This window comes from Roseomonas sp. FDAARGOS_362 (assembly GCF_002754815.1).
In the GTDB taxonomy this organism is placed as follows: domain Bacteria; phylum Pseudomonadota; class Alphaproteobacteria; order Acetobacterales; family Acetobacteraceae; genus Roseomonas; species Roseomonas mucosa.
In genome coordinates this window covers 663,365-682,779 of sequence record NZ_CP024588.1, presented here as the reverse complement: position 1 = coordinate 682,779, position 19,415 = coordinate 663,365, and the positions used below count along the sequence as shown (strand labels likewise).

The 19,415-nt window shown below is 69.1% G+C and carries 23 protein-coding genes; 19 read left to right on the top strand and 4 right to left on the bottom strand.

The window, feature by feature from the left end; all coding sequences use genetic code 11:
- Position 1 precedes the first annotated feature (1 nt).
- The 5 genes from CTJ15_RS25320 to CTJ15_RS07960 all read left to right on the top strand — a co-directional run bounded on the left by CTJ15_RS25320 (position 2) and on the right by CTJ15_RS07960 (position 3,196).
- Positions 2-175 carry a plastocyanin/azurin family copper-binding protein gene (locus CTJ15_RS25320; RefSeq protein ID WP_338929323.1) on the top strand — a complete coding sequence of 58 codons (174 nt, stop codon included), beginning with the start codon at positions 2-4 and terminating at the stop codon, positions 173-175.
- A complete protein-coding gene (locus CTJ15_RS07975; protein WP_019460580.1) occupies positions 156-926 on the top strand; it encodes a response regulator in 771 nt (256 codons plus the stop codon). The genes CTJ15_RS25320 and CTJ15_RS07975 overlap by 20 nt, the downstream gene beginning before the upstream one ends.
- Positions 923-2,158, top strand: a complete 1,236-nt coding sequence (locus CTJ15_RS07970) for an ATP-binding protein (protein ID WP_019460579.1) — start codon at positions 923-925, stop codon at positions 2,156-2,158. Before CTJ15_RS07975 ends, CTJ15_RS07970 begins: the two co-directional genes overlap by 4 nt.
- A gap of 10 nt (positions 2,159-2,168) precedes the next feature.
- Positions 2,169-2,642: a DUF411 domain-containing protein gene (locus CTJ15_RS07965; protein ID WP_226946083.1), complete on the top strand. Its 474-nt coding sequence runs from the start codon at positions 2,169-2,171 to the stop codon at positions 2,640-2,642.
- Between the two features lie 176 nt (positions 2,643-2,818).
- Positions 2,819-3,196, top strand: a complete 378-nt coding sequence (locus CTJ15_RS07960; protein ID WP_076956772.1) for a hypothetical protein — start codon at positions 2,819-2,821, stop codon at positions 3,194-3,196.
- A gap of 54 nt (positions 3,197-3,250) precedes the next feature.
- Here CTJ15_RS07960 and CTJ15_RS07955 read toward each other — a convergent pair whose 3' ends face one another.
- Entirely contained in the window at positions 3,251-3,451 is a 201-nt protein-coding gene (locus CTJ15_RS07955; protein ID WP_019460576.1) for a heavy-metal-associated domain-containing protein, read from the bottom strand.
- Between the two features lie 158 nt (positions 3,452-3,609).
- Between CTJ15_RS07955 and CTJ15_RS07950 the strand changes: the two genes are divergently transcribed.
- The 10 genes from CTJ15_RS07950 (at position 3,610) to CTJ15_RS07905 (ending at position 13,830) form a co-directional block, all read left to right on the top strand.
- Complete coding sequence (locus CTJ15_RS07950; RefSeq protein ID WP_076956771.1) at positions 3,610-6,000, top strand: heavy metal translocating P-type ATPase; 2,391 nt, start codon at positions 3,610-3,612, stop codon at positions 5,998-6,000.
- Between the two features lie 85 nt (positions 6,001-6,085).
- Positions 6,086-6,820, top strand: coding sequence for a response regulator (locus CTJ15_RS07945; protein ID WP_019460574.1), 735 nt, complete (start codon positions 6,086-6,088; stop codon positions 6,818-6,820).
- On the top strand, positions 6,808-8,166 hold the full coding sequence (locus CTJ15_RS07940) for an ATP-binding protein (protein ID WP_019460573.1): 1,359 nt from the start codon (positions 6,808-6,810) through the stop codon (positions 8,164-8,166). The genes CTJ15_RS07945 and CTJ15_RS07940 overlap by 13 nt, the downstream gene beginning before the upstream one ends.
- Before the next feature lie 125 nt (positions 8,167-8,291).
- Entirely contained in the window at positions 8,292-8,678 is a 387-nt protein-coding gene (locus tag CTJ15_RS07935) for a DUF305 domain-containing protein (protein WP_099781448.1), read from the top strand.
- Positions 8,679-8,835: 157 nt separating this feature from the next.
- Entirely contained in the window at positions 8,836-9,213 is a 378-nt protein-coding gene (locus CTJ15_RS07930; RefSeq protein WP_019460571.1) for a copper resistance CopC family protein, read from the top strand.
- Positions 9,210-10,100, top strand: coding sequence for a CopD family protein (locus CTJ15_RS07925; protein WP_019460570.1), 891 nt, complete (start codon positions 9,210-9,212; stop codon positions 10,098-10,100). The genes CTJ15_RS07930 and CTJ15_RS07925 overlap by 4 nt, the downstream gene beginning before the upstream one ends.
- A 177-nt stretch (positions 10,101-10,277) precedes the next feature.
- Entirely contained in the window at positions 10,278-10,550 is a 273-nt protein-coding gene (locus CTJ15_RS07920; RefSeq protein ID WP_019460569.1) for a DUF2933 domain-containing protein, read from the top strand.
- Positions 10,551-11,331: 781 nt separating this feature from the next.
- A complete protein-coding gene (locus CTJ15_RS07915; RefSeq protein WP_019460568.1) occupies positions 11,332-11,664 on the top strand; it encodes a four-helix bundle copper-binding protein in 333 nt (110 codons plus the stop codon).
- Between the two features lie 100 nt (positions 11,665-11,764).
- Complete coding sequence (locus CTJ15_RS25110; protein WP_276561144.1) at positions 11,765-13,210, top strand: calcium-binding protein; 1,446 nt, start codon at positions 11,765-11,767, stop codon at positions 13,208-13,210.
- A 134-nt stretch (positions 13,211-13,344) separates the two neighbouring features.
- Entirely contained in the window at positions 13,345-13,830 is a 486-nt protein-coding gene (locus CTJ15_RS07905) for a DUF305 domain-containing protein (RefSeq protein WP_058390118.1), read from the top strand.
- 72 nt (positions 13,831-13,902) lie between these two features.
- Here CTJ15_RS07905 and CTJ15_RS07900 read toward each other — a convergent pair whose 3' ends face one another.
- From CTJ15_RS07900 to CTJ15_RS25015, 3 genes are all read right to left on the bottom strand, one after another.
- Positions 13,903-15,027: an acyltransferase family protein gene (locus CTJ15_RS07900; RefSeq protein ID WP_099781446.1), complete on the bottom strand. Its 1,125-nt coding sequence runs from the start codon at positions 15,025-15,027 to the stop codon at positions 13,903-13,905.
- Positions 15,028-15,249: 222 nt separating this feature from the next.
- Positions 15,250-16,068 carry an IS5 family transposase gene (locus CTJ15_RS07895; RefSeq protein WP_099780842.1) on the bottom strand — a complete coding sequence of 273 codons (819 nt, stop codon included), beginning with the start codon at positions 16,066-16,068 and terminating at the stop codon, positions 15,250-15,252.
- Between the two features lie 63 nt (positions 16,069-16,131).
- Positions 16,132-16,254 carry a VOC family protein gene (locus CTJ15_RS25015; RefSeq protein WP_255414126.1) on the bottom strand — a complete coding sequence of 41 codons (123 nt, stop codon included), beginning with the start codon at positions 16,252-16,254 and terminating at the stop codon, positions 16,132-16,134.
- Positions 16,255-16,398: 144 nt separating this feature from the next.
- Between CTJ15_RS25015 and CTJ15_RS07885 the strand changes: the two genes are divergently transcribed.
- From CTJ15_RS07885 to CTJ15_RS07875, 4 genes are read left to right on the top strand one after another with little or no spacing between them, the layout of a single operon-like run.
- A complete protein-coding gene (locus CTJ15_RS07885; protein ID WP_099780839.1) occupies positions 16,399-17,217 on the top strand; it encodes an IS5 family transposase in 819 nt (272 codons plus the stop codon).
- A 56-nt stretch (positions 17,218-17,273) separates the two neighbouring features.
- A complete protein-coding gene (locus tag CTJ15_RS24325; protein ID WP_193009655.1) occupies positions 17,274-17,450 on the top strand; it encodes a hypothetical protein in 177 nt (58 codons plus the stop codon).
- A 59-nt stretch (positions 17,451-17,509) separates the two neighbouring features.
- Positions 17,510-18,295, top strand: a complete 786-nt coding sequence (locus tag CTJ15_RS07880) for an ABC transporter permease (RefSeq protein WP_099782117.1) — start codon at positions 17,510-17,512, stop codon at positions 18,293-18,295.
- A gap of 29 nt (positions 18,296-18,324) precedes the next feature.
- Positions 18,325-19,284: an ABC transporter ATP-binding protein gene (locus CTJ15_RS07875; protein ID WP_226946081.1), complete on the top strand. Its 960-nt coding sequence runs from the start codon at positions 18,325-18,327 to the stop codon at positions 19,282-19,284.
- The last annotated feature ends 131 nt before the right edge of the window (positions 19,285-19,415 follow it).

Below are 19,415 nucleotides of genomic sequence, written 5' to 3'. Positions count from 1 at the left end.
CATGGTGCTCCGCACGCCCCCCGCCGCGATGGTGACCTTCGGCCGTCCCGGCGTTTACCCCGTGCGGTGCACACCCCACTCTGGGCTGGGCATGGTCCTGACCGTGATGGGAGACGCCGACATGAACGAACTCGCAGCGCAGACTGCATCCGCCGATGCCGCCGGTCGATCCTGAGACCGAGCGGGAGGCGCGGGCCGCCAGCCCGCTCCCCCCCGAGGCCCACATCCTCGTCGTCGAGGACGACGGCGAGATGCGCACGCTGATCGCCAAGTTCCTGCGCCAGAATGGCTTCCGGGTGACGGGCGCGCGGAACGGCGCGGAGATGTGGGACACCATCGCCCTTGCCCCGGTGGACCTCGTGCTGCTCGACGTGATGCTGCCGGGCCAGTCGGGGCTGGACCTGTGCCGGATGCTCCGCGCCAGGTCGGAGGTTCCGATCATCATGGTGACCGCACGTGGCGAGGAGGCCGACCGGGTCGTAGGCCTGGAACTTGGCGCCGACGACTACCTCCCCAAGCCGTTCGGCCGTCCGGAACTCCTGGCGCGCATCCGCGCCGTGCTTCGTCGTGCGCAGGGAGGAGCCGCGCGGATGGGGCTGGTGACCGGCGACCGCATGGTGTTCTCCGACTGGGTGCTCGACACCCGACGCCGCGAACTGGCGGCGCCGGACGGCTCGGCCGTCGACCTGTCGAGCGGTGAGTACGACCTGCTGCTGGCCTTCTGCGAGCATCCGCAGCGCGTCCTGTCGCGCGACCAGTTGCTGGACCTCGCGCGCAACCGGATCTCGGACAGCATCGACCGCTCAGTCGACGTCATGGTCAGCCGCCTCCGCCGCAAGCTGGAGCCGCTGCCAGACAGTCCCTCCATCATCAAGACCATTCGGGGCGCGGGTTACATGTTCGTCCCCGCGGTGGCCCGACAGTGAGACGCCTGCTGCCCAGCACCCTGGCTGGCCGCATCATCCTGGTGCTGCTGGTCGGCCTGATGGCCTTCCACGTGGGTAGCCTGTGGCTGCACCAGACGGGCAGCGACATCCTGCTGGGCAGCACGCAGCAGAGGGTCACCGCCGAGCGGGTCGCCGCCGCCGCGCGTGCCGTCGGCATGGTGCCGCCGGAGGCCCGCGAGGCCGTGGCGCAGGCTCTGTCCTCGCCGGGTTTCCAGGTGCGCTGGCAACCCGGTGCTGTGGAGGGCACCGTCGCGGCCGAGGACCTCACCATTACGGGCCACCGGGAGGCCCAGGGCACGGTCGGCCTGCCGGAGGGCGGCTCCCTCTGGTACCACGCCGACCCGCTGCAAGCGCAGCCGGAGCACGCCACGCTGCTTTCCACCACGGCGATGGCGGTCGGCATCCTGGTGCTGGGACTGCTGGTGGTGCGCCTCATCGCGCGGCCGCTGCGCGAGCTTTCCAGCGCGGCCGACCGCATCGGCAGGCCGGGGCAGACGGTCACCGTCCCCGAGGAAGGTCCCCGCGAGGTCCGGCAGGCGGCCCAGGCATTCAACCGCATGCAGGCGCGCATCGACCGCCTGATCGCCGATCGCACCCAAGCGCTTGCCGCTGTCAGCCACGACCTCCGCACGCCTCTGGCGCGCCTGCGCCTGCGCGCGGGCTTCCTGGACGACGCCGAGGTGCAGCAGCAGATCGACGCCGACCTCGACGAGATGGACGCCATGATCGGCTCCACGCTGGCCTACCTGCGGGGCGACGAGGAGCAGGAGGAGGTGCGGTCCGCTGACATCGCGGCGATGCTTCAGACGCTCTGCGGCGACGCTGAGGACATGGGCAAGGCGGTGACCTACGAGGGTCCGCCGCAGGCGCGGCTGCCTTGCCGGGCCATCGCGCTCAAGCGTGCCTTCGCCAACGTCATCGACAACGCGGTGAAGTACGGGACTTCGGCCCGGGTGGTGCTGGCCGACCGCGGCCGGGAACTCGTGATCCACGTCGACGACGCCGGACCGGGGGTGCCGGAGGAGCAGTTGGAGAGTGTCTTCCAGCCCTTCTACCGCCTCGAGGAATCCCGCAACCGCGGCACCGGCGGCTCGGGGCTCGGTCTGGCCATCGCCCGCCAGGCGGTCGGCCACCACGGCGGCTCGGTGACGCTCCAGAACCTCGCGGGCGGCGGCCTGCGCGCCAGCATCCGCCTGCCCAGGCTCGCCTAGGAGAATGACGATGCCCGCCCGAAGCACGCGCCGGAGCTTCACCACTGGCCTGCTCGGCCTGGCCGCGTTGCCCACGGCCTGCGGTGGCCCGCCCAAGGTGGAAGCTTGGTGGGACCGCACATGCGGCTGCTGCGGCGGCTGGGTCGAACACCTGCGGGCCGAGGGCTTTGAGGTGGACGACAAGGTGGTGGACGCCGTCGGCCCGCACCGGCAGGCGCTCGGGACGCCTCCCAACCTGATGTCGTGCCACGCTGGGAAGGTCGGCAGCTACGCCCTGGAAGGCCATGTCCCGGCCGCCGCCATCCGGCGGCTGCTCAAGGAAATGCCCAGCGGCGTCGCCGGGCTATCCGTGCCCGCCATGCCGGTCGGCGTGCCGGGCATGGAAGTCCCGGGCGCGGAGCCCTCGACCTACGAGGTCGTCGCCTTCGGCCGCGACGGCTCTTGGCGGCCGTGGATGCGCTTCTGCGGCCTGGAGGCCGTGTGAGCGCGGCCGCCACCTTCGCTTGCGGCGGGCCGCCCGAGTGCCTGCCTTCACCCCACGTCCTGCACGGCGCGTCGGTCGCGGCGCCTGGCCTCCGACCCACCGTGCAGCGTCGTCACCCTGGCTGGCCGCGGCGGGCCGGGGCGCCCGAAGAACCCCTGCCACCCCTAGGAGGACACATGGTCCACATCACATCGAAGGCGATCGGCAAGGTCGCCTTGGCCGCGACGCTGCTGCTGGGCGTCGCCGCCTGCGCGCAGCCCGGAGGCCCCCCGGCAGCGACCCCGACCTCGTCGCAGATGTCCCTGACCCCGGCGCCGAGCACCCCGCGGGGCTCGTCCGCCGCCACGGCCACCTCGGGCGCCCAGGGCGGCATGGGCTCCATGCCCGGCCACGACATGTCCAGCATGCAGGGCCACAACATGGGTGGCATGGGCGGCATGAACATGCAGCAGATGATGCAGCACTGTCAGCAGATGCGGGCCCAGGCCCAGCGGGGCTCGCTGTCGCCGGAGATGCAGCAGATGATGCAGCACTGCCAAATGATGAACCACTGACCCCCGGGGCGGGGCGCCCCCGGGCGCCCCGTCACGCGACATCGGCCAGCGGCCTCAGGCGGCCACCTGGTTGGCGTAGCCCGCCTGCTCGATGGCCGCGGCGAGTTCCGCCTGCGGCACGGAGGAGGTGACGGTCACCCGCCTGTTTTCGACGTCGGCGCTAAATCCGGCCGACGCGTCCTTGGACTTCACGGCGCGCTCCACCTTCTTGGCGCAGCCGCCGCACTTCATGCCGGGAACCTCGAAGCGGTACATCGTGCTCTCCTCGCGAGTGACCGCGCCACAGGTGGGGCTTGCCCCCGTGGGAAGGTCAAGGCGCTGGCCGAACCCTTGCGGCGCCTTGACCTTCCCACACTGGGAAACTCCATCTCAGCCCAATGGAACGGCCACGGCGGCCGTAGGGAGTGCCGCAGATGGACGAGCGTCATCACGATCACCACCATCACCATGGCCACCATCACGGCCATGATGTGCCACCGGCCGTGCACCCGGCCAACAACAACGCGCCCAAGGTCCGCGACCCCGTTTGCGGGATGGAGGTCGACCCGGCCAAGACGCCGCACCACGCACATCACGGCGGCGCCGCCTTCCATTTCTGCTCGGCGGGCTGCAAGTCAAAGTTCGAGACCGACCCCGACAGATATCTGAAGGCAGAGAAGGTGGCCGCGCTGACGGCGGCGGAGAAGGCCGCGATCTACACCTGCCCGATGCACCCAGAGGTCCGCCAGCAGGGCCCGGGCAACTGCCCAATCTGCGGCATGGCCCTGGAGCCGCTACAGGTTACCGCCGAGGCCGCGCCTAACGCGGAACTCGCCGACATGACGCGGCGGTTCTGGGTCGGCCTGGTCCTGACCCTTCCCATCCTTGTGCTGGAGATGGGTGCGCATATCCCGGGCCTCGACATCCACCACCTGGTGCCGTCCAGGGTCTCTGTGTGGCTCCAGTTCCTGCTCGGGACGCCCGTGGTGCTCTGGGCGGGTTGGCCGTTCTTTGTGCGCGGCTGGCAGTCGGTCGTGAACCGCAGCCTGAACATGTTCAGCCTGATCGCGCTCGGCACCGGCGCCGCCTATCTCTACAGCCTGGTCGCGACCTTCGCGCCCGGCGTCTTCCCCGAAGGGTTCCGCAGGATGGACGACACGGTCGCCGTCTACTTCGAGGCTGCGGCCGTCATCACCGTCCTGGTGCTGCTAGGCCAGGTGCTGGAACTGCGCGCCCGCGAGCAGACCGGCGGCGCCATCCGCGCCCTGCTCAACATGGCGCCCAAGACCGCGCGCCGCATCCGTGCGGACGGCTCGGACGAGGAGATTCCCTTGGCCGAGGTGCATGCGGGTGACCGGCTGCGCGTGCGGCCGGGCGAGAGCGTGCCGGTGGATGGCGAAGTGCTGGAGGGGAGCGGGGCCGTGGACGAGTCCATGGTGACCGGCGAATCCCTGCCGGTCGAGAAGCAGCCCGGCGCCAAGGTCATCGGTGGCACGGTGAACGGCACCGGCGCGCTGGTGATGCGGGCGGACAAGGTCGGCTCCGACACCATGCTGTCGCGCATCGTCGCCATGGTTGCCGAGGCGCAGCGCAGCCGGGCGCCCATCCAGCGCATGGCCGACACGGTGGCGGGCTGGTTCGTCCCCGCCGTCATGGCCATCGCGGTCATCGCCTTCGTCGCCTGGGCGGTCTGGGGTCCGTCGCCAGCGCTCTCCTACGGGCTGATCGCCGCTGTCTCCGTGCTCATCATCGCCTGCCCCTGCGCGCTCGGCCTGGCCACGCCCATGAGCATCATGGTCGGCGTCGGCAAGGGCGCGTCCGCAGGCGTGCTCATCAAGAACGCCGAGGCGCTAGAGCACATGGAGAAGGTCGACACGCTGGTGGTGGACAAGACCGGCACGCTGACGGAAGGCAAGCCGAAGGTCGTGGCCGTGGTTCCGGCTCCCGGCCTGACCGAGGCCGAGGTGCTGCCGTTGGCGGCCAGCCTGGAGCGGTCCAGTGAGCACCCACTGGCGGCGGCAGTCGTGGCCGCCGCCAAGGAGCGCGGCATCGCCTTCGGCGAGCCCGCCGACTTCGCCTCCGTTACCGGCAAGGGCGTGACCGGCATCGTAAGCGGGCGCCGGGTGGCGCTGGGCAACGCGCGGCTGATGCAGGAGCTCGGGGTGGACCTGGGTGGTCTCGCCGCCAAGGCCGACGAACTCCGGCGCGAGGGCGGCACGGCGCTGTTCCTGGCGGTGGACGGAGGCCCGGGCGGCGTCATCGCGGTCGCCGATCCAATCAAGCAGAGCACCCCCGCAGCGCTGGAGAGCCTGCGCGCCAGCGGCATCCACATCGTCATGCTGACCGGCGACAACCGCACGACGGCGGAAGCGGTGGCCCGCAGGCTCGGCATCGATGAGTTCCAGGGCGACGTGCTGCCCGAGGACAAACACCGCATCGTCCGGGAGCTCCGCGCCCAGGGGAAGGTTGTCGCCATGGCGGGCGACGGGGTGAATGATGCCCCGGCGCTGGCCGAAGCCGATGTCGGCATCGCCATGGGCACCGGCACGGACGTTGCCATGCAGAGCGCGGGTGTGACGTTGGTGAAGGGCGACCTCGCGGGCATCGCGCGGGCCCGGACACTGAGCCGAGCGACGATGAGGAATATCAGGCAGAACCTGTTCTTTGCCTTCGTCTACAACGCGGCTGGGGTGCCCTTGGCGGCGGGTGTGCTCTACCCGGTGTTGGGCCTGCTGCTCAGCCCCATCGTCGCGGCCCTGGCCATGGCGCTGAGCTCCGTCTCGGTGATCGGCAACGCGCTGCGCCTGCGGACCACGCGCATCTGACGGGCGTGGTCGAGGGGAACGCAAATTGACCGACCGCTCCACCACCGACGGTTTCCGGGGCACGTCGCCCGCGGACCTGCCTCCTATGTCCGGCGAGGGGCGGCACGTCCTGGTCGTCGAGGACGACGAGGATCTCCGCAAGCTCCTGCTCTCCCTGCTGCGCCGGAACGGGTTCCGGGCCACCGGCGCCCGGGACGGTGTCGAGATGCGGCGCCTCCTGGCGGCGGCGCCGGTGAACCTCGTCCTGCTCGATGTGATGCTGCCCGGCCAGTCGGGATTCGAACTCTGCCGCGACCTCCGCGCCGAGGGGCGGGTGCCGGTGATCATTCTCACTGCTTTGGCCGAGACCTCGGACCGGGTCATTGGACTGGAACTGGGTGCCGACGACTTCGTCGTGAAGCCAGCCGATCCCCGCGAACTGGTGGCCCGCATCCGCGCTGTTTTGCGCCGGGTCGAAGACCAGGAGGGCTCCCCGGGTGCGCTGGGGCATGAGGTGGCGCGCTTTGCCGGGTGGTCCCTGCACACCAGGCGGCGCGAACTGCTCCGGCCGGACGGGGTGGCCGTCGAACTGACGAGCGGCGAGTACGACCTCTTGCTCGCCTTCGTCGAGCGGCCGCAGCGGATCCTGACGCGCGACCAACTCCTGGACCTCGCCCGGAACCGCCCTTACGGCGGGCTGGACCGCTCCATGGACGTGCAGATCAGCCGGTTACGCGCCAAGCTGGGTCCTCGTCCGCACGAGGATGGTGAGCCGGGCCTGATCAAGACCGTGCGGGGCATCGGCTACCTGCTATCGAGCCCCGTGGAATGGTCGGCGTGAGGCGCTTCATCCCGCAGTCCCTGGCCGCCCGCACGCTCGCGGCACTGACGGTCGGCTTCGCGGTTCTCTTCGCGGCCATGATCGGGGTGCACGACATCCTCCTCCGCCAAGCGGTGGAGCGCGGGACCGAGGAACTGCTGGCCCACCGCCTCGCGACACTGATGGACGCCGTGGGCGCCGCGCCCGAGGCGGACCGCGACCACGTGGCGCACGCCCTTTCCCGGGTGGACCTGAGCGTGCACTGGCGGCGCGACCCGGCGCCCACGCCCGAACACCCTCTTCCGGGTGAGTGGGGCACTCTGGCAGCCCGCACCCTGGCCTTGTCGGGCCTCGCCACCGAGGTGCGGGTCCGCCCCGGGCGCCACGACGCGACATCGGACCGGATCGTCGACATCGCTGCCATGGCGCGCCTCCAGGATGGATCCTGGCTCGACGTGGAGATCGCCTCCCTCAACGTCCTGTCCGCCGACAGGAGTGCGCTGCACCTCTATGCGGCCGCCATCGGCCTGGCGCTGCTGGTGGCCGTAGGCGTCGCCGCGCGCTCGGTCTCGGCGCCGGTTGCCGCCCTGGCAAGGACCGTCTCCGGCATGGACATCGAGCGCGCGGCGCCGCTCCTGGCAGCCTCCGGCCCCCGCGAGGTGAGGCAGTTGGCCGAGGCGCTGAACGACATGGCCGCCAGGACGCGCGACGCGTTCCGGCAGCGGACGCTGGCCCTGGGCGCGCTGTCGCACGACCTAATGTCGCCGATCGCCCGCCTGCGCCTGCGCGCCGAGGAGATGCCCGACGAGGTCCGGGAGCCGGTTCGGCGCGACCTTGCGGAGATGGAGACCATGGTCTCAGACGTGCTCGCCTACCTGCGCGGGGGGCATGCTGGTGAGGCCGTCCAGCCGCTGGCGTTCACCGCGCTCCTCCGCACCGTCGTGGACGAGTTCGCCGAGGCGGGCACCCCCGTCCGGGAGGGGCGCATGGACGAGGAGGCGGTTGCATCGGTGCGGCGCGTCGCTGTGAAGCGGGCCGTGACCAACCTGGTGGCCAATGCCGCGCGCCATGGGCGCGATCCCTGGGTGGAGGTTGAGGCCCACGCCGACGACGTGCTGGTGCGGGTCGGCGACCACGGTCCCGGCATTCCGCCGGAGGATCTGCCAAGGGTTACCGAGCCGTTCTTCCGCGGCGACCGCACGCGTGCGGCGGGCGGCGGGAGCGGCCTCGGCCTCTCGACCGCGCGCGCCATTGTCGAGGCCCACGGCGGCGGGCTAGCCATCGAGAGCGCCGCGGGACGCGGGACGGTGGTGACGGTGCGGTTCCCTCGTGGAACTGTCGGCGTGGGCTGCAATAAAGCGTTGTAATTGGCCGACGATCCCGACGTCCGCAGCGATCGTTAAAGCAGGCGTCGAGAACGATGTTCACCGGCCGTGTCACGCGCGGTCGGTCTCGGGGCATCGCGTCCGACCAGAGCAAAGGACCGAAGCCGATGACGATCGACCGCCGCGCAGCCCATTCGGCCGCCCTGGCTATCATTGCGGCCCCGCTCCTGTGGGCTGCGCCCTCGCTGGCGCAGGGCGCCAGTCAATCCGCGACCGGCCAGGGTGCGGCCGCCCAAGGCGCCACAGCCGGGTACCACGCCGCCATGGAAAAGATGAACCGGGAGATGGCGGGCGAGGCCCCCTCTGGTAACGCCGACCGGGACTTCGCGAGCATGATGGCCAAGCACCACCAAGCCGCCATCGACATGGCTCGCGTGGAACTCGAGCATGGCCGCGACCCCGAGATGCGGAAGATGGCCGAGGAGGTCATCCAGAAGCAGCAGCAGGAGATCAGCCACCTGCGGACTTGGCTGTCCCGGCAGCCCGCGAGGTGAGGTCGTCCATGTTCGCCGTGTTCCCGACGTGGGTAGCAGCCCAGCAGCAATAAAATGGTGGGAAAACGCCGCTGCGGGGTGTCCACTGCCTGCTTATTGAGGGGGTCGGATGATCGCCGGGGCGGCAGGCCGCGGCGAGCGCTGACAGGAGATTTCCATGCTTTCTCGCTCCACCTTCCTCCGCCACGGCATCCTCGCCGCCGCCCTCGGCGTCCTGGTTCCCGGCGCCGCCTCCGCGCACGCGATGATGCACTCGTCCGACCCGGCCGACGGCGCAACGCTGAACGCGTCCCCCCGCACGCTCAGCCTGGCCTTCACCGAAGACTGCCGCGTGACCGCGTTGCGCCTGCTCGACGAGGGCGGCCGGGAGCACCAGGTGCGTCGCGAAGGTGGCCGGGCTGCGTCCAGCCAGGTGACGGCAACGCTGGTGGCTCCCCTGCGTCCCGGCGCCTATCGGCTCGAGTGGCGCGCGATGGGCGACGACGGCCACGTCATGAGCGGGGCGGTGCGGTTTGCGGTGAACGCGGCCCGGTGATCCTCGAACTGCTTGGGCCTGAGCCGGACCTGCTGCGCGCCCTCTCCGTGGCGCTGCGCTTCGCCTACTACGTGTCGTGCCTCGGTGCGGCTGGCCTTGCCATCTTCGCCATGGGCTTCGGGCGCCTACAGGACGCCGGTGACGTCGCCGCATGCCGCCGCCTGACCCTGGTCATGGTGGCGGCGGGATTGGGCTCGAGCCTTGCTTGGCTAGCGGCCCAGGTCGCCCTGGCGTCGGATGGCGATCCGTTCGACGCCGAGATCTGGGAGATGATGCTGGGTTCGCGTCCCGGCATGTCCGTGCTGGTCACCTGGGCGGGCCTGCTGGCCGTGGCGCTGGCGACCCGGATTGGACGCGCGGCCTGGCCGCTCGGGGCCGCTGGCGTGCTCGCGGTCGCCGCAAGCTTCACGGCGGTCGGCCATACGACGCAGCACCAGCCACGGTGGCTGCTGGCCACGGCGCTGGTGGTGCACCTGCTTGCGGCGGCCTTCTGGGCGGGCAGCCTGTGGCCCCTCCTGATCGCCTCCAAGCGAGCGGGCCCGGGGGCCGTCACCGTGGTCGAGGAGTGGGCGCGGGCAGCCTCCTGGGTCGTCGGTGGTCTTATCCTGGCCGGTGTGACGCTGGCGTGGCTGTTGGTCGGACAACTGGACCTGCTGGTGACCACCGCCTACGGCTGGGCCCTGCTCGTCAAGGTCGCGCTGGTCGGCGCCTTATTGGGTTTCGCCGCCTGGCACCGCTTCCGACTGACTCCAGCCCTGGCTGCCGGGGCACCGGGCTCCGGCGCCCGCCTCGCAGCTTCGATCGGCTGGGAAATCGTTGTGATGGTGCTGGTCTTCTGGGCCGTTGCCGAGATGACGTCGACCAGCCCGCGCCCCGAGGGCGTGTAGCCAGCCGCGTGCCAACGCGGAGCGCTGGCCATGTCGGCGCGGCGCTCCGTGCGTGAACCACCTGTCCGCTGGACCCAGCCGGGCGTCGACGCGGAAGGCTCCCCGGTGCCTTGTCCCAGATCAAGGCGCGGGCACGGACCGGAGGGCAATGATCCGGATGTGGGAAGGAGATCCAAGATGCATGACCATGCTGATTCCTCTTGGTGGCGCAGCCGGACCGGCATCGCCGTCATCGGGTTCGCCTTGATCGCCGCGTTCTATGTCCTGCGGGAGCACTACGCGCACGTCCTCGGCGTGCTGCCGTACCTGCTCCTGCTGGCCTGCCCCCTGATGCATCTGTTCATGCACCACGGCCACGGCGGGCATGCCGGTCACGGGGAGGCGCGCGACGACGTCAGGCCGGGAGTGGAGCGCGGTGGGAGTTCCTCGTTCGGCCCTGGCCGCGGCTGACGGCGATCGTACAGGATCCTCGGCAGCCGCAGGCGTCTTGCCAGGTCAACGCAACCCGGCCGTGGCTCCGGCGGCCACTCTGACGCCCTGGTGGCCCAGGTCGGGACGGCGTGTCCCGGATCGCCGCCTTGTGCGGCTGGAAGCGCAACCCGGCCTGGATTGACGCCTTACTGGGGTACCAGTGGAGCGGACGAACCGATGCGCCTGACGGCGAGCGCAATCCAAGCTGTAGTTGTTCTGGCGCTCACCCTGTGCGTGTCCCTGCTTGCCGTGCCCGCTTCGGCCCATCGTGGTGCCCCCATGGCGTCCGCCGTCCCGGTCGCCATGCAGGCCTCCGTCCATGCGGGCCGTCCGGCACCCGCGTCCCAGGCCATGCGCTCATCCGGCCCCGCCATGAAGGGCCGAGGGACTGGGAAGAAGTGCTGCCCGAACTGCGGTGACGACGGCATGCGGCCCGGGTGCTGCACCCTCGGGCATTGCGGGAGCGGCGCCGCGCTGCTGCCGACGACGAGACTTCAGGCCGCGCTCCTGGTCAGCCGTGGCGGCTTCTTCGCCACGCCCACGGCGGCGGTCGTGGGCATCACGCCGGACCTTCCCTCTCCACCACCCCGATAGGGCGCACCAAGCCGTCCGCGGAGCCAATGGCCCGCGGATGGCGGAGCGTGGCCTTACCGCTGCCGAGAGGGCGCGGGACCAAGCCAGCGCTCCACCTGGACCGGCCGTCGGCCCGGCGCACGGGTCGGCGAGCCTTCCCTCATGGAAGCCCTTACGGAGAAGAGAAATGCATCAGATGACCCCCGCCATGCAGGCCTGCATCGAGGAATGCCTGCGCTGCCACTCCACCTGCCTCGGCATGGCCATGAACCACTGCCTCGAGGCGGGCGGCAAGCACGTAGAGCCGCAGCACTTCAGGCTCATGATGGCTTGCGCCACCATCTGCCAGACCTCCGCCAACATGATGCTGATCGGCACGCCCCACCATAAGCACACCTGCGCCGAATGCGCCGAGATCTGCGAGGAGTGCGCCAAAAGCTGCGAGGCCGTGGGTGGCATGGAGGACTGCGTCGCGCAGTGTCGCAAGTGTGCCGCGTCCTGCCGCGAGATGAGCGCCTGACGCCGAGACAGGGACCGGGCATCGGGCCTGGTCCTTGTCGCCTCAACCGGAAGCACAAGCGCTTCCCGAGCGGGTCAACACGTTCTGACGGAGCTTCGGCATGACTTGGGGCCAGCACCACGACAACCTTCTCGCGAGCCTCGCAAACCGTGGGGCGGATAGCCTGCACGGCGCATTGGGCGGGCTTCACTTCAATTTCACGGCCGGTGACCACGTTCATAACGTCACCTTCGGCGGTGAGAACCCCGACACCTTGGGCGGCACTGACGGCGCCGAGTTCACCTGGGGCCTGGGCGGCGACGACCGCATCGGCGGGGGCGGCATGGACGACGTCCTCCATGGCGGTGCGGTCGCCGACCTCGTCTCCGGCAACATGGGCGACGACGAGGTCGAGGGTGGCGACGGCAATGACACCCTGTACGGCGGCGCGGGCGCCGACACGGTGCGGGGTGGCGCCGGGAATGACTACCTCGACGAGGGCGAGGGCCACAGCACCGTCGACGGCGGCATGGGCGACGACACCCTGGTCGGCGGCGGCGGCCCGGATGCCTTCATGATCGGCCGGACGAGCGGCCACGACGTCATCAAGGACTTCACCGCCGGTCCCGGCATGTTCGACCACCTGGCGGTCATGGACGGCCTCCAGTGGACGGATTTGGCCTTTGCCGACACCGCGGACGGGGTACAGGTCAGTTGGGAGGGCGGATCCGTCCTGCTGGAAGGTGTGTCCAAGGCGGCTCTGGCGCAGGACGACTTCATGTTTGGCGACGCGGCCGAACTGCCGCCTGGCTTGCGGGAACCCGTGGGCCCATCCGACGAGGCGCCGACGCCCAGCGTCGCCGGGCCCAACATCGTTGGCGAGCCGCAAGCGGGCGCGGTGTTCGATGTTCTAGCCGACCACCTGTTCAACGGCCGCACCCTAAGCTTCAACATCGAGGGGAACGCCATCCTCCGCGGCACCGACGGTGACGACGCCCTGGCCGGGTCGTCGGAATCGGACACGGTCTTCGGGCTGGCCGGGGACGACCATCTCCAGGGCGGCGACGGCATGGACCGCCTGATGGGCGAGGCTGGCGACGACAGGCTCTCAGGCGGGGCGGAATCCGACGAGCTCATGGGCGGCGACGGGGACGACTACCTCGACGAGGGCGCCGCGCACGGCATGCTGAACGGCGGCATGGGCGACGACACCCTGGTCGGCGGCACCGGCGCTGACGCCTTCATGGTGTCGATGGACAGCGGCCACGACGTGGTCCTGGACTTCGAAGCGACCGGCGATGCCCAGGGCGCCTTCGACCACATCGCCTTCATGGAGGGTATCCAGCCCGCGGATGTCGTGGTCCGGGACACCGCCGAGGGCGCCCTGGTCGGCTGGGGCATGGAGGCGGACGGCACCTTCGCGGGGTCCATTCTCCTCGAGGGCGTCGGCGAGGACGACCTGCGGCAGAGCGACTTCATGTTCGCCGAGGTGCCAGGTTTCGTGGAGGGCATCAGCGACATCGGCTCCTGGTACGTCTTCCCGGAGAGCGGCGGCCCGATCGCCTGAGCCTGACGGACGTCCAATCGGACGGGTTCCTCATATGGCCGATGCCTGCGGGCGTCGGCCACCCCTCAACCGATTCCTGATTCCGAGGCTTGCCGGGACTGAAGATGCCCGGCCTTTCAGAGAGACACTCCGCCATGAGCTATACGCGCTTCGGCCTGATGATCCTGACCTCGACCGTGATCATGTTCGGCCTGATGTACCTGAACACCTACGCCTTGGACCACGTCTTCTACAGCCAGACCCGGACTTGGATGGCAATCGTCATGGGAGCGACCATGGCGGTCATCATGCTGCTGTTCATGCTGGGCATGTATCGCAACCGGACCGCCAACATGGCCATCCTCGGCGCCAGCGTCCTGGTGTTCGCGGGGGCGCTGTGGCTGGTCAGAAGCCAGCAGACGGTGGGCGACGTGGCCTACATGAAGGCGATGATCCCGCACCATTCCATCGCCATCATGACCAGCGAGCGCGCCCGCATCCGGGATCCTCGCGTTCGGCAACTGGCCGACAGCATCATCGACGCCCAGGTGCGGGAGATCGGCGAGATGAAGCAGTTGGTTGCCGAATTGGAAGCCAACCCTCCCGCCTCGTCGGCGCCGGTAATCCCGCCCTCGCGATAGTTCGTAGGACCGGCGCGCCAGGGACTACCTGGCGCCGGGAGGCTCTGGCGTCCCCCAAGGCTGGCCGACTGCTTACGCTCTTGTCCCGCTCGGCTCCGCCTTGACAATGGCGGAACCCTTCGCGCGCGCCGAGGCGGCTTGGCCGTTGAAGAGGACGACCAGGATTGGGTGGCGGGCCACCAGGCAGTGGAAGCCGTAGGAGGCGGCCACCGTGATGATGGTGATCAGCAGGAACTCGACTTCGGCAGGCCATCCCACAGCCAGGAAGCCGACGGTAAGCCAGAGGACGATGGGAACGTGAACTAGGTACATGGTCATCGCCGCCTCCACCATGGCTGCGGACAGCCGCGTCCGGCGGTCCAGCCAGAGCCGGGCGGAGGACAGCAGCAGGTGCGCGAATAGAACGCCCACCACAGGCATCAGGAAGTAGGTAATGGCCCGGCTCATGTCGCCGTCGTCGTCCTGGAACACGGCCATAGTGACGGCCGTGGCGAGGGCGACCGCCCAGACCGGCCAGCGCGGGCGTATGAAGGCCTCAAACCACGTTGGGCGGGACGCTATCAGGGCGCCGACCAGGAACATCACGCCGTCGGCTACGAACTGGCCCGCCACGAAGATGCCGCCCATCAGGTAGGCGATGTCCAGCTTGGCAGCCACCACGGCACTGGCGAGGACCACCAAACCCAGCGCCGCCAACCCGAGCCATCCCAGCCACGGATTCTGCTCTATCCGGTCCTGGACCCGTCCGATGGGGGCACCGAGACCCCACCTGCTGCCCAGGAGCCAAAGCCCCGCGAAGAGCATGCAGTAGATGAGCAGGTAGAGGAGGAACCAGAGATGGACGGTCCAGGCGGCGCTAGGACTGCTCATCTCCGTCAGCAGGGTGGGGATGGCGTTGGTCGCCCCTCCAGCGGCCACCCCACTGGCGAGCACCATCAGCGGGCTGACCAGGATCAGTGACGTCAACAACGGAATCCCGATACGCCATGCACGCCCGGCCAGCCACAGTCCCAAACCGCGCCTGGGGATCATCAGCGCGGAGAAGAATCCTGCGATGAGAAAGAATACGGGCATGCGGAAGGTATGGCTAAACTGGATCACCCAAGTGACCGGCAGTGACTTCTCGGATGATTCCACGATCCATACGGCATGCGCCGCATAAACGAGGCCAACGTGGTAAGGGATCCCGATTAGCATCAGGATGGCCCGAAGTTGATCCAAGAAGTCCCACCTCTCGGTGCGTGTGGGTCCTGCTTGGGTGGCAGGGAAACTGGGTATGGCAGCAGATGGTCTGTCGGTGTTCACGCTGAGATACTTCCGGCAAATGGCTGTGGCTAATGCTCAGCACACGTCCGAGATTTACCGGTTGGCTGCTGACACAGTTTTACAAGTTGTGTCTGCGGTGCCTGAGACCCCGTTTCATAACGGCTGAGCCAGACGCCGGACGAGGATCATGGCGGCGGCGAGGGTGAAGAAGGCGACGGCGGAACCGACGGTGGCCTCGGGATCGCGAGCGAGGCGTCGGCAGCGGCCGAACCAAGCGAAGGACCTCTCCACCACCCAGCGCCTGGGTTGCACGGCGAAGCCTTTCTGGCCGGGTGCGCTGCCGATGATGGTAACGGCGACGGGGGAGGCTCGGGCGACCCGCGGACCGGCGTAGGCGCGGTCGGCGAAGCAGCGGGCCAGGAACGGCCAAGGGCGGCGCGACATGGCCAGGAGGGCCGCACCCCCTCGGCTGTCATGCAGGCAGGCGGGCGAGATGGCGGCGAGCAGGAGCCTACCGTCCGTGTCCACCAGGGCGTGGCGCTTGCGGCCCGTCACCTTCTTCCCGGCATCGTAGCCGCGGACACCTTTCACGCCGACACCGCCCGAGCGGACGGATTGGGCGTCCAACACCGCCGCTGTCGGTGAGGCCTCTCGGCCGACCCGCTCGCGGTCGGCCATGATGAGGGCGTGCGCCAGTCGCTCGAAGGTGCCCCGGCGCGAGAGGCGCAGGAACCAACGGTGCACGGTCCCGGGCGGCGGGAAGTCGCGGGGCAGATGCGCCCAGGCGCAGCCGGTACGGAGCACGTAGAGGATCGCATCAACCACCCGCCGCATCGGCCAGGACCGGGGTCGTCCGGTCTTTGCAGGGCTTGGCAAGAAGGGCTCGACCAGGGCCCACTCGGCATCGGTTAGGCACGTTGCATAAGGCTGGGAGCCGCGCGCAAGCTGCGCGCGGGCGGCAGGGGTCCACATGGGCCACCTCGAAGGACGTCAGACACCCTCCGAACGCGCAGAACTCCCGCCGCTCACCCCGCCTCAGCCGTTATGAAACGGGTTCTGAGCGAGCTCCAACCCAACGATATTTTGGTAGAAGTTAATGGACCTTTCGAGGTCGCTCACCGTGAGATGGGTCTCGTATAAGCCGACCACCGGAATCATGCGCGCCTCCTGCTCCTTACGATCCATTCGAGTGCGGATCGGCCCATTTATCTTACTCAGAACCCGTTTCATAACGGCTGAGGCGGGGTGAGCGGCGGGAGTTCTGCGCGTTCGGAGGGTGTCTGACGTCCTTCGAGGTGGCCCATGTGGACCCCTGCCGCCCGCGCGCAGCTTGCGCGCGGCTCCCAGCCTTATGCAACGTGCCTAACCGATGCCGAGTGGGCCCTGGTCGAGCCCTTCTTGCCAAGCCCTGCAAAGACCGGACGACCCCGGTCCTGGCCGATGCGGCGGGTGGTTGATGCGATCCTCTACGTGCTCCGTACCGGCTGCGCCTGGGCGCATCTGCCCCGCGACTTCCCGCCGCCCGGGACCGTGCACCGTTGGTTCCTGCGCCTCTCGCGCCGGGGCACCTTCGAGCGACTGGCGCACGCCCTCATCATGGCCGACCGCGAGCGGGTCGGCCGAGAGGCCTCACCGACAGCGGCGGTGTTGGACGCCCAATCCGTCCGCTCGGGCGGTGTCGGCGTGAAAGGTGTCCGCGGCTACGATGCCGGGAAGAAGGTGACGGGCCGCAAGCGCCACGCCCTGGTGGACACGGACGGTAGGCTCCTGCTCGCCGCCATCTCGCCCGCCTGCCTGCATGACAGCCGAGGGGGTGCGGCCCTCCTGGCCATGTCGCGCCGCCCTTGGCCGTTCCTGGCCCGCTGCTTCGCCGACCGCGCCTACGCCGGTCCGCGGGTCGCCCGAGCCTCCCCCGTCGCCGTTACCATCATCGGCAGCGCACCCGGCCAGAAAGGCTTCGCCGTGCAACCCAGGCGCTGGGTGGTGGAGAGGTCCTTCGCTTGGTTCGGCCGCTGCCGACGCCTCGCTCGCGATCACGAGGCCACCGTCGGTTCCGCCGTCGCCTTCTTCACCCTCGCCGCCGCCATGATCCTCGTCCGGCGTCTGGCTCAGCCGTTATGAAACGGGGTCTGAGATGATCACTGGTAGGCAAGCGCGGGTACCGGAACTGCATCGCCATGCTGACGCTCATGACGGCGGCTGCATTCCCTCTTCTGGGCGCACGGCTGCTGGACGGCTTCGGCGCCTCCACCACGCTGGCCGTGCCCTGCGGCGCCGCCATGCTGAATATCCTGCTGGTGCTGCTGCCGATGGCTTTCAGGACTGCGCAGAGCGGATCCGAGCGAGCGCCTTGACCTTCCCGCAGGATTAGGATGCACGCTTCCAAGTTGGTGTAGTGTTGGAGGCTGGAGTGATGGCCACGCGGCTGGGCGAAGGGGTGAACTGGATCGGGGTGGGCACCCTCTACCGCCGGGAAGTTCAGCGCTTCCTCGCAGTTGCCGCACAGACGGTTGGTGGCCCTGTGGTGAGCACGCTGCTCTTCTTAGCGGTCTTCGGAGTTGCGCTGGGCCGCCACGCACCGGCGCCGGGCGGCGTTCCTTATCTGGTCTTTGTTGCCCCGGGCCTTGTCATGATGGCGGTCTTGCAGAACGCCTTCGCCAACACCTCGTCGTCGCTCCTCGTCGCCAAGGTCCAGGGAAACATCGTCGACCTCCTGCTGGCACCGCTCGGGCCAGGGGAGTTCCTGACCGGGATGGTCCTTGGAGGTGTGACACGAGGCATCCTGGTGGGCGCGTTGACTGCCCTTGCGGCCTCGCTGTTCGTGCCGCTGCCGCTGGCCGACCTTGGCCTCTGCCTGTTCTACGCCGTCGGCGGTTCCCTGCTGTTCGCGCTGCTTGGCATCGCGGGCGGATTGTGGGCCCAGAAGATGGACCACCAGGCCGCGGTCACGAACTTCATCATCGCGCCCCTGACGCTGTTGTCCGGCACCTTCTATGCCGTCAGCAGCCTGTCCGAACCGTTCCGCTCCATCGCTTACCTCGATCCTGTCTTCTACATCGTGGACGGCTTCCGACACGGCATCACCGGCCACTCGGAAGCATCGCCCGTTGTCGGCATCCTCGTGGTGCTGGTCGCGAACGGGTTGCTTGGCATCCTCTGCCACCGGCTGCTCGCGTCGGGCTGGCGCCTCCGGCAGTGACGCAGCAGATGCCAGGAACCCACCGCGCCATGACCGTGTCCTGCCAGCCCGCTGCGGCCATCGAGGTTCGGGACCTCGAGAAGGTTTATCCTGGCGCGGGCGGCCGCACCGCCAAGCACGCCCTCAAGGGAGTCGACCTGACCATTCCCCGTGGCAGCATCTTCGGCCTGCTCGGACCGAATGGTGCTGGGAAGTCGACCCTCATCAACATCCTCGCCGGATTGGTGAGGAAGTCTTCTGGGACGGCTCGGGTCTGGGGCATTGACATCGACAAAGCGCCTCGGGCGGCACGGGCCGCGATCGGCGTCGTGCCGCAGGAACTCACCTTGGACCCCTACTTCCCGGCCCGTGCCGCGCTCGAGCTCCAGGCTGGGCTCTTCGGCATTCCCAGAGCCGCTCGGCGCACTGACGAACTCCTTGAGGTTCTGGGCCTCGCCGACAAGGCGACGGCACCCGCCCGTAGCCTTTCGGGAGGCATGCGGCGACGGCTCATGGTGGGCAAGGCGCTGGTCCACAGCCCGCCCGTGCTCGTCCTAGACGAGCCCACCGCAGGCGTCGATGTCGCGCTGCGCCAGCAGCTTTGGGACTATGTCCGCCTCCTCAACCGGCAAGGCACCACCGTCCTGCTCACGACGCACTACCTCCAGGAAGCCGAAGCTCTGTGCGATCAGATCGCTGTCCTGGCGGATGGTAGCATTGCCGCCCATGCTACCACGGACGCCCTCTTCCGGCGCGTGGAGGACCAGGAACTCGTGGTCGATGTCTCCGCGCCTCTTGGCGCCATCCCGGATGCCCTTCTACCTTTCAACCCCACCTTGGCTGCTCCCCAGCGGTTGGTGTTCCGATTTGCGCAGGCGACCGGCAATGTTGACGAGATGCTCACCGCCATTCGCGCCGCGGGTCTACGTGTATCCAGTGTGACGACCAAGCAGCCGGACCTCGAGGAGGTCTTCCTCCAACTCGTGCAAAGCCCATCCCAGCAGCCATGAGGGCGCCGGTTCGAGGCGCTTGATGGCGGGAGATCGGCAGACCAGCCTGGCGGCCGCGAGCTACTGCTATCCGGCAGTGGCCCGGATCGCTGAGTCCCTCCTGGGCGCCGACTGACACAGGGAGCTCGCCC

What these genes read in the sequence shown, in the direction of transcription:
- CTJ15_RS24325 (WP_193009655.1), top strand. Translation starts at nt 17,274, where the DNA reads ATGCTGACGCTCATGACGGCGGCTGCATTCCCTCTTCTGGGCGCACGG.
- CTJ15_RS07955 (WP_019460576.1), bottom strand. Translation starts at nt 3,451, where the DNA reads ATGTACCGCTTCGAGGTTCCCGGCATGAAGTGCGGCGGCTGCGCCAAG.
- CTJ15_RS07915 (WP_019460568.1), top strand. Translation starts at nt 11,332, where the DNA reads ATGCATCAGATGACCCCCGCCATGCAGGCCTGCATCGAGGAATGCCTG.
- CTJ15_RS07880 (WP_099782117.1), top strand. Translation starts at nt 17,510, where the DNA reads ATGGCCACGCGGCTGGGCGAAGGGGTGAACTGGATCGGGGTGGGCACC.
- CTJ15_RS07975 (WP_019460580.1), top strand. Translation starts at nt 156, where the DNA reads ATGCCGCCGGTCGATCCTGAGACCGAGCGGGAGGCGCGGGCCGCCAGC.
- CTJ15_RS25320 (WP_338929323.1), top strand. Translation starts at nt 2, where the DNA reads ATGGTGCTCCGCACGCCCCCCGCCGCGATGGTGACCTTCGGCCGTCCC.
- CTJ15_RS07875 (WP_226946081.1), top strand. Translation starts at nt 18,325, where the DNA reads ATGACCGTGTCCTGCCAGCCCGCTGCGGCCATCGAGGTTCGGGACCTC.
- CTJ15_RS07940 (WP_019460573.1), top strand. Translation starts at nt 6,808, where the DNA reads ATGGTCGGCGTGAGGCGCTTCATCCCGCAGTCCCTGGCCGCCCGCACG.
- CTJ15_RS07960 (WP_076956772.1), top strand. Translation starts at nt 2,819, where the DNA reads ATGGTCCACATCACATCGAAGGCGATCGGCAAGGTCGCCTTGGCCGCG.
- CTJ15_RS25110 (WP_276561144.1), top strand. Translation starts at nt 11,765, where the DNA reads ATGACTTGGGGCCAGCACCACGACAACCTTCTCGCGAGCCTCGCAAAC.
- CTJ15_RS07935 (WP_099781448.1), top strand. Translation starts at nt 8,292, where the DNA reads ATGACGATCGACCGCCGCGCAGCCCATTCGGCCGCCCTGGCTATCATT.
- CTJ15_RS07950 (WP_076956771.1), top strand. Translation starts at nt 3,610, where the DNA reads ATGGACGAGCGTCATCACGATCACCACCATCACCATGGCCACCATCAC.
- CTJ15_RS25015 (WP_255414126.1), bottom strand. Translation starts at nt 16,254, where the DNA reads ATGATTCCGGTGGTCGGCTTATACGAGACCCATCTCACGGTGAGCGAC.
- CTJ15_RS07920 (WP_019460569.1), top strand. Translation starts at nt 10,278, where the DNA reads ATGCATGACCATGCTGATTCCTCTTGGTGGCGCAGCCGGACCGGCATC.
- CTJ15_RS07965 (WP_226946083.1), top strand. Translation starts at nt 2,169, where the DNA reads ATGCCCGCCCGAAGCACGCGCCGGAGCTTCACCACTGGCCTGCTCGGC.
- CTJ15_RS07905 (WP_058390118.1), top strand. Translation starts at nt 13,345, where the DNA reads ATGAGCTATACGCGCTTCGGCCTGATGATCCTGACCTCGACCGTGATC.
- CTJ15_RS07895 (WP_099780842.1), bottom strand. Translation starts at nt 16,068, where the DNA reads ATGTGGACCCCTGCCGCCCGCGCGCAGCTTGCGCGCGGCTCCCAGCCT.
- CTJ15_RS07930 (WP_019460571.1), top strand. Translation starts at nt 8,836, where the DNA reads ATGCTTTCTCGCTCCACCTTCCTCCGCCACGGCATCCTCGCCGCCGCC.
- CTJ15_RS07885 (WP_099780839.1), top strand. Translation starts at nt 16,399, where the DNA reads ATGTGGACCCCTGCCGCCCGCGCGCAGCTTGCGCGCGGCTCCCAGCCT.
- CTJ15_RS07900 (WP_099781446.1), bottom strand. Translation starts at nt 15,027, where the DNA reads ATGCTAATCGGGATCCCTTACCACGTTGGCCTCGTTTATGCGGCGCAT.
- CTJ15_RS07945 (WP_019460574.1), top strand. Translation starts at nt 6,086, where the DNA reads ATGTCCGGCGAGGGGCGGCACGTCCTGGTCGTCGAGGACGACGAGGAT.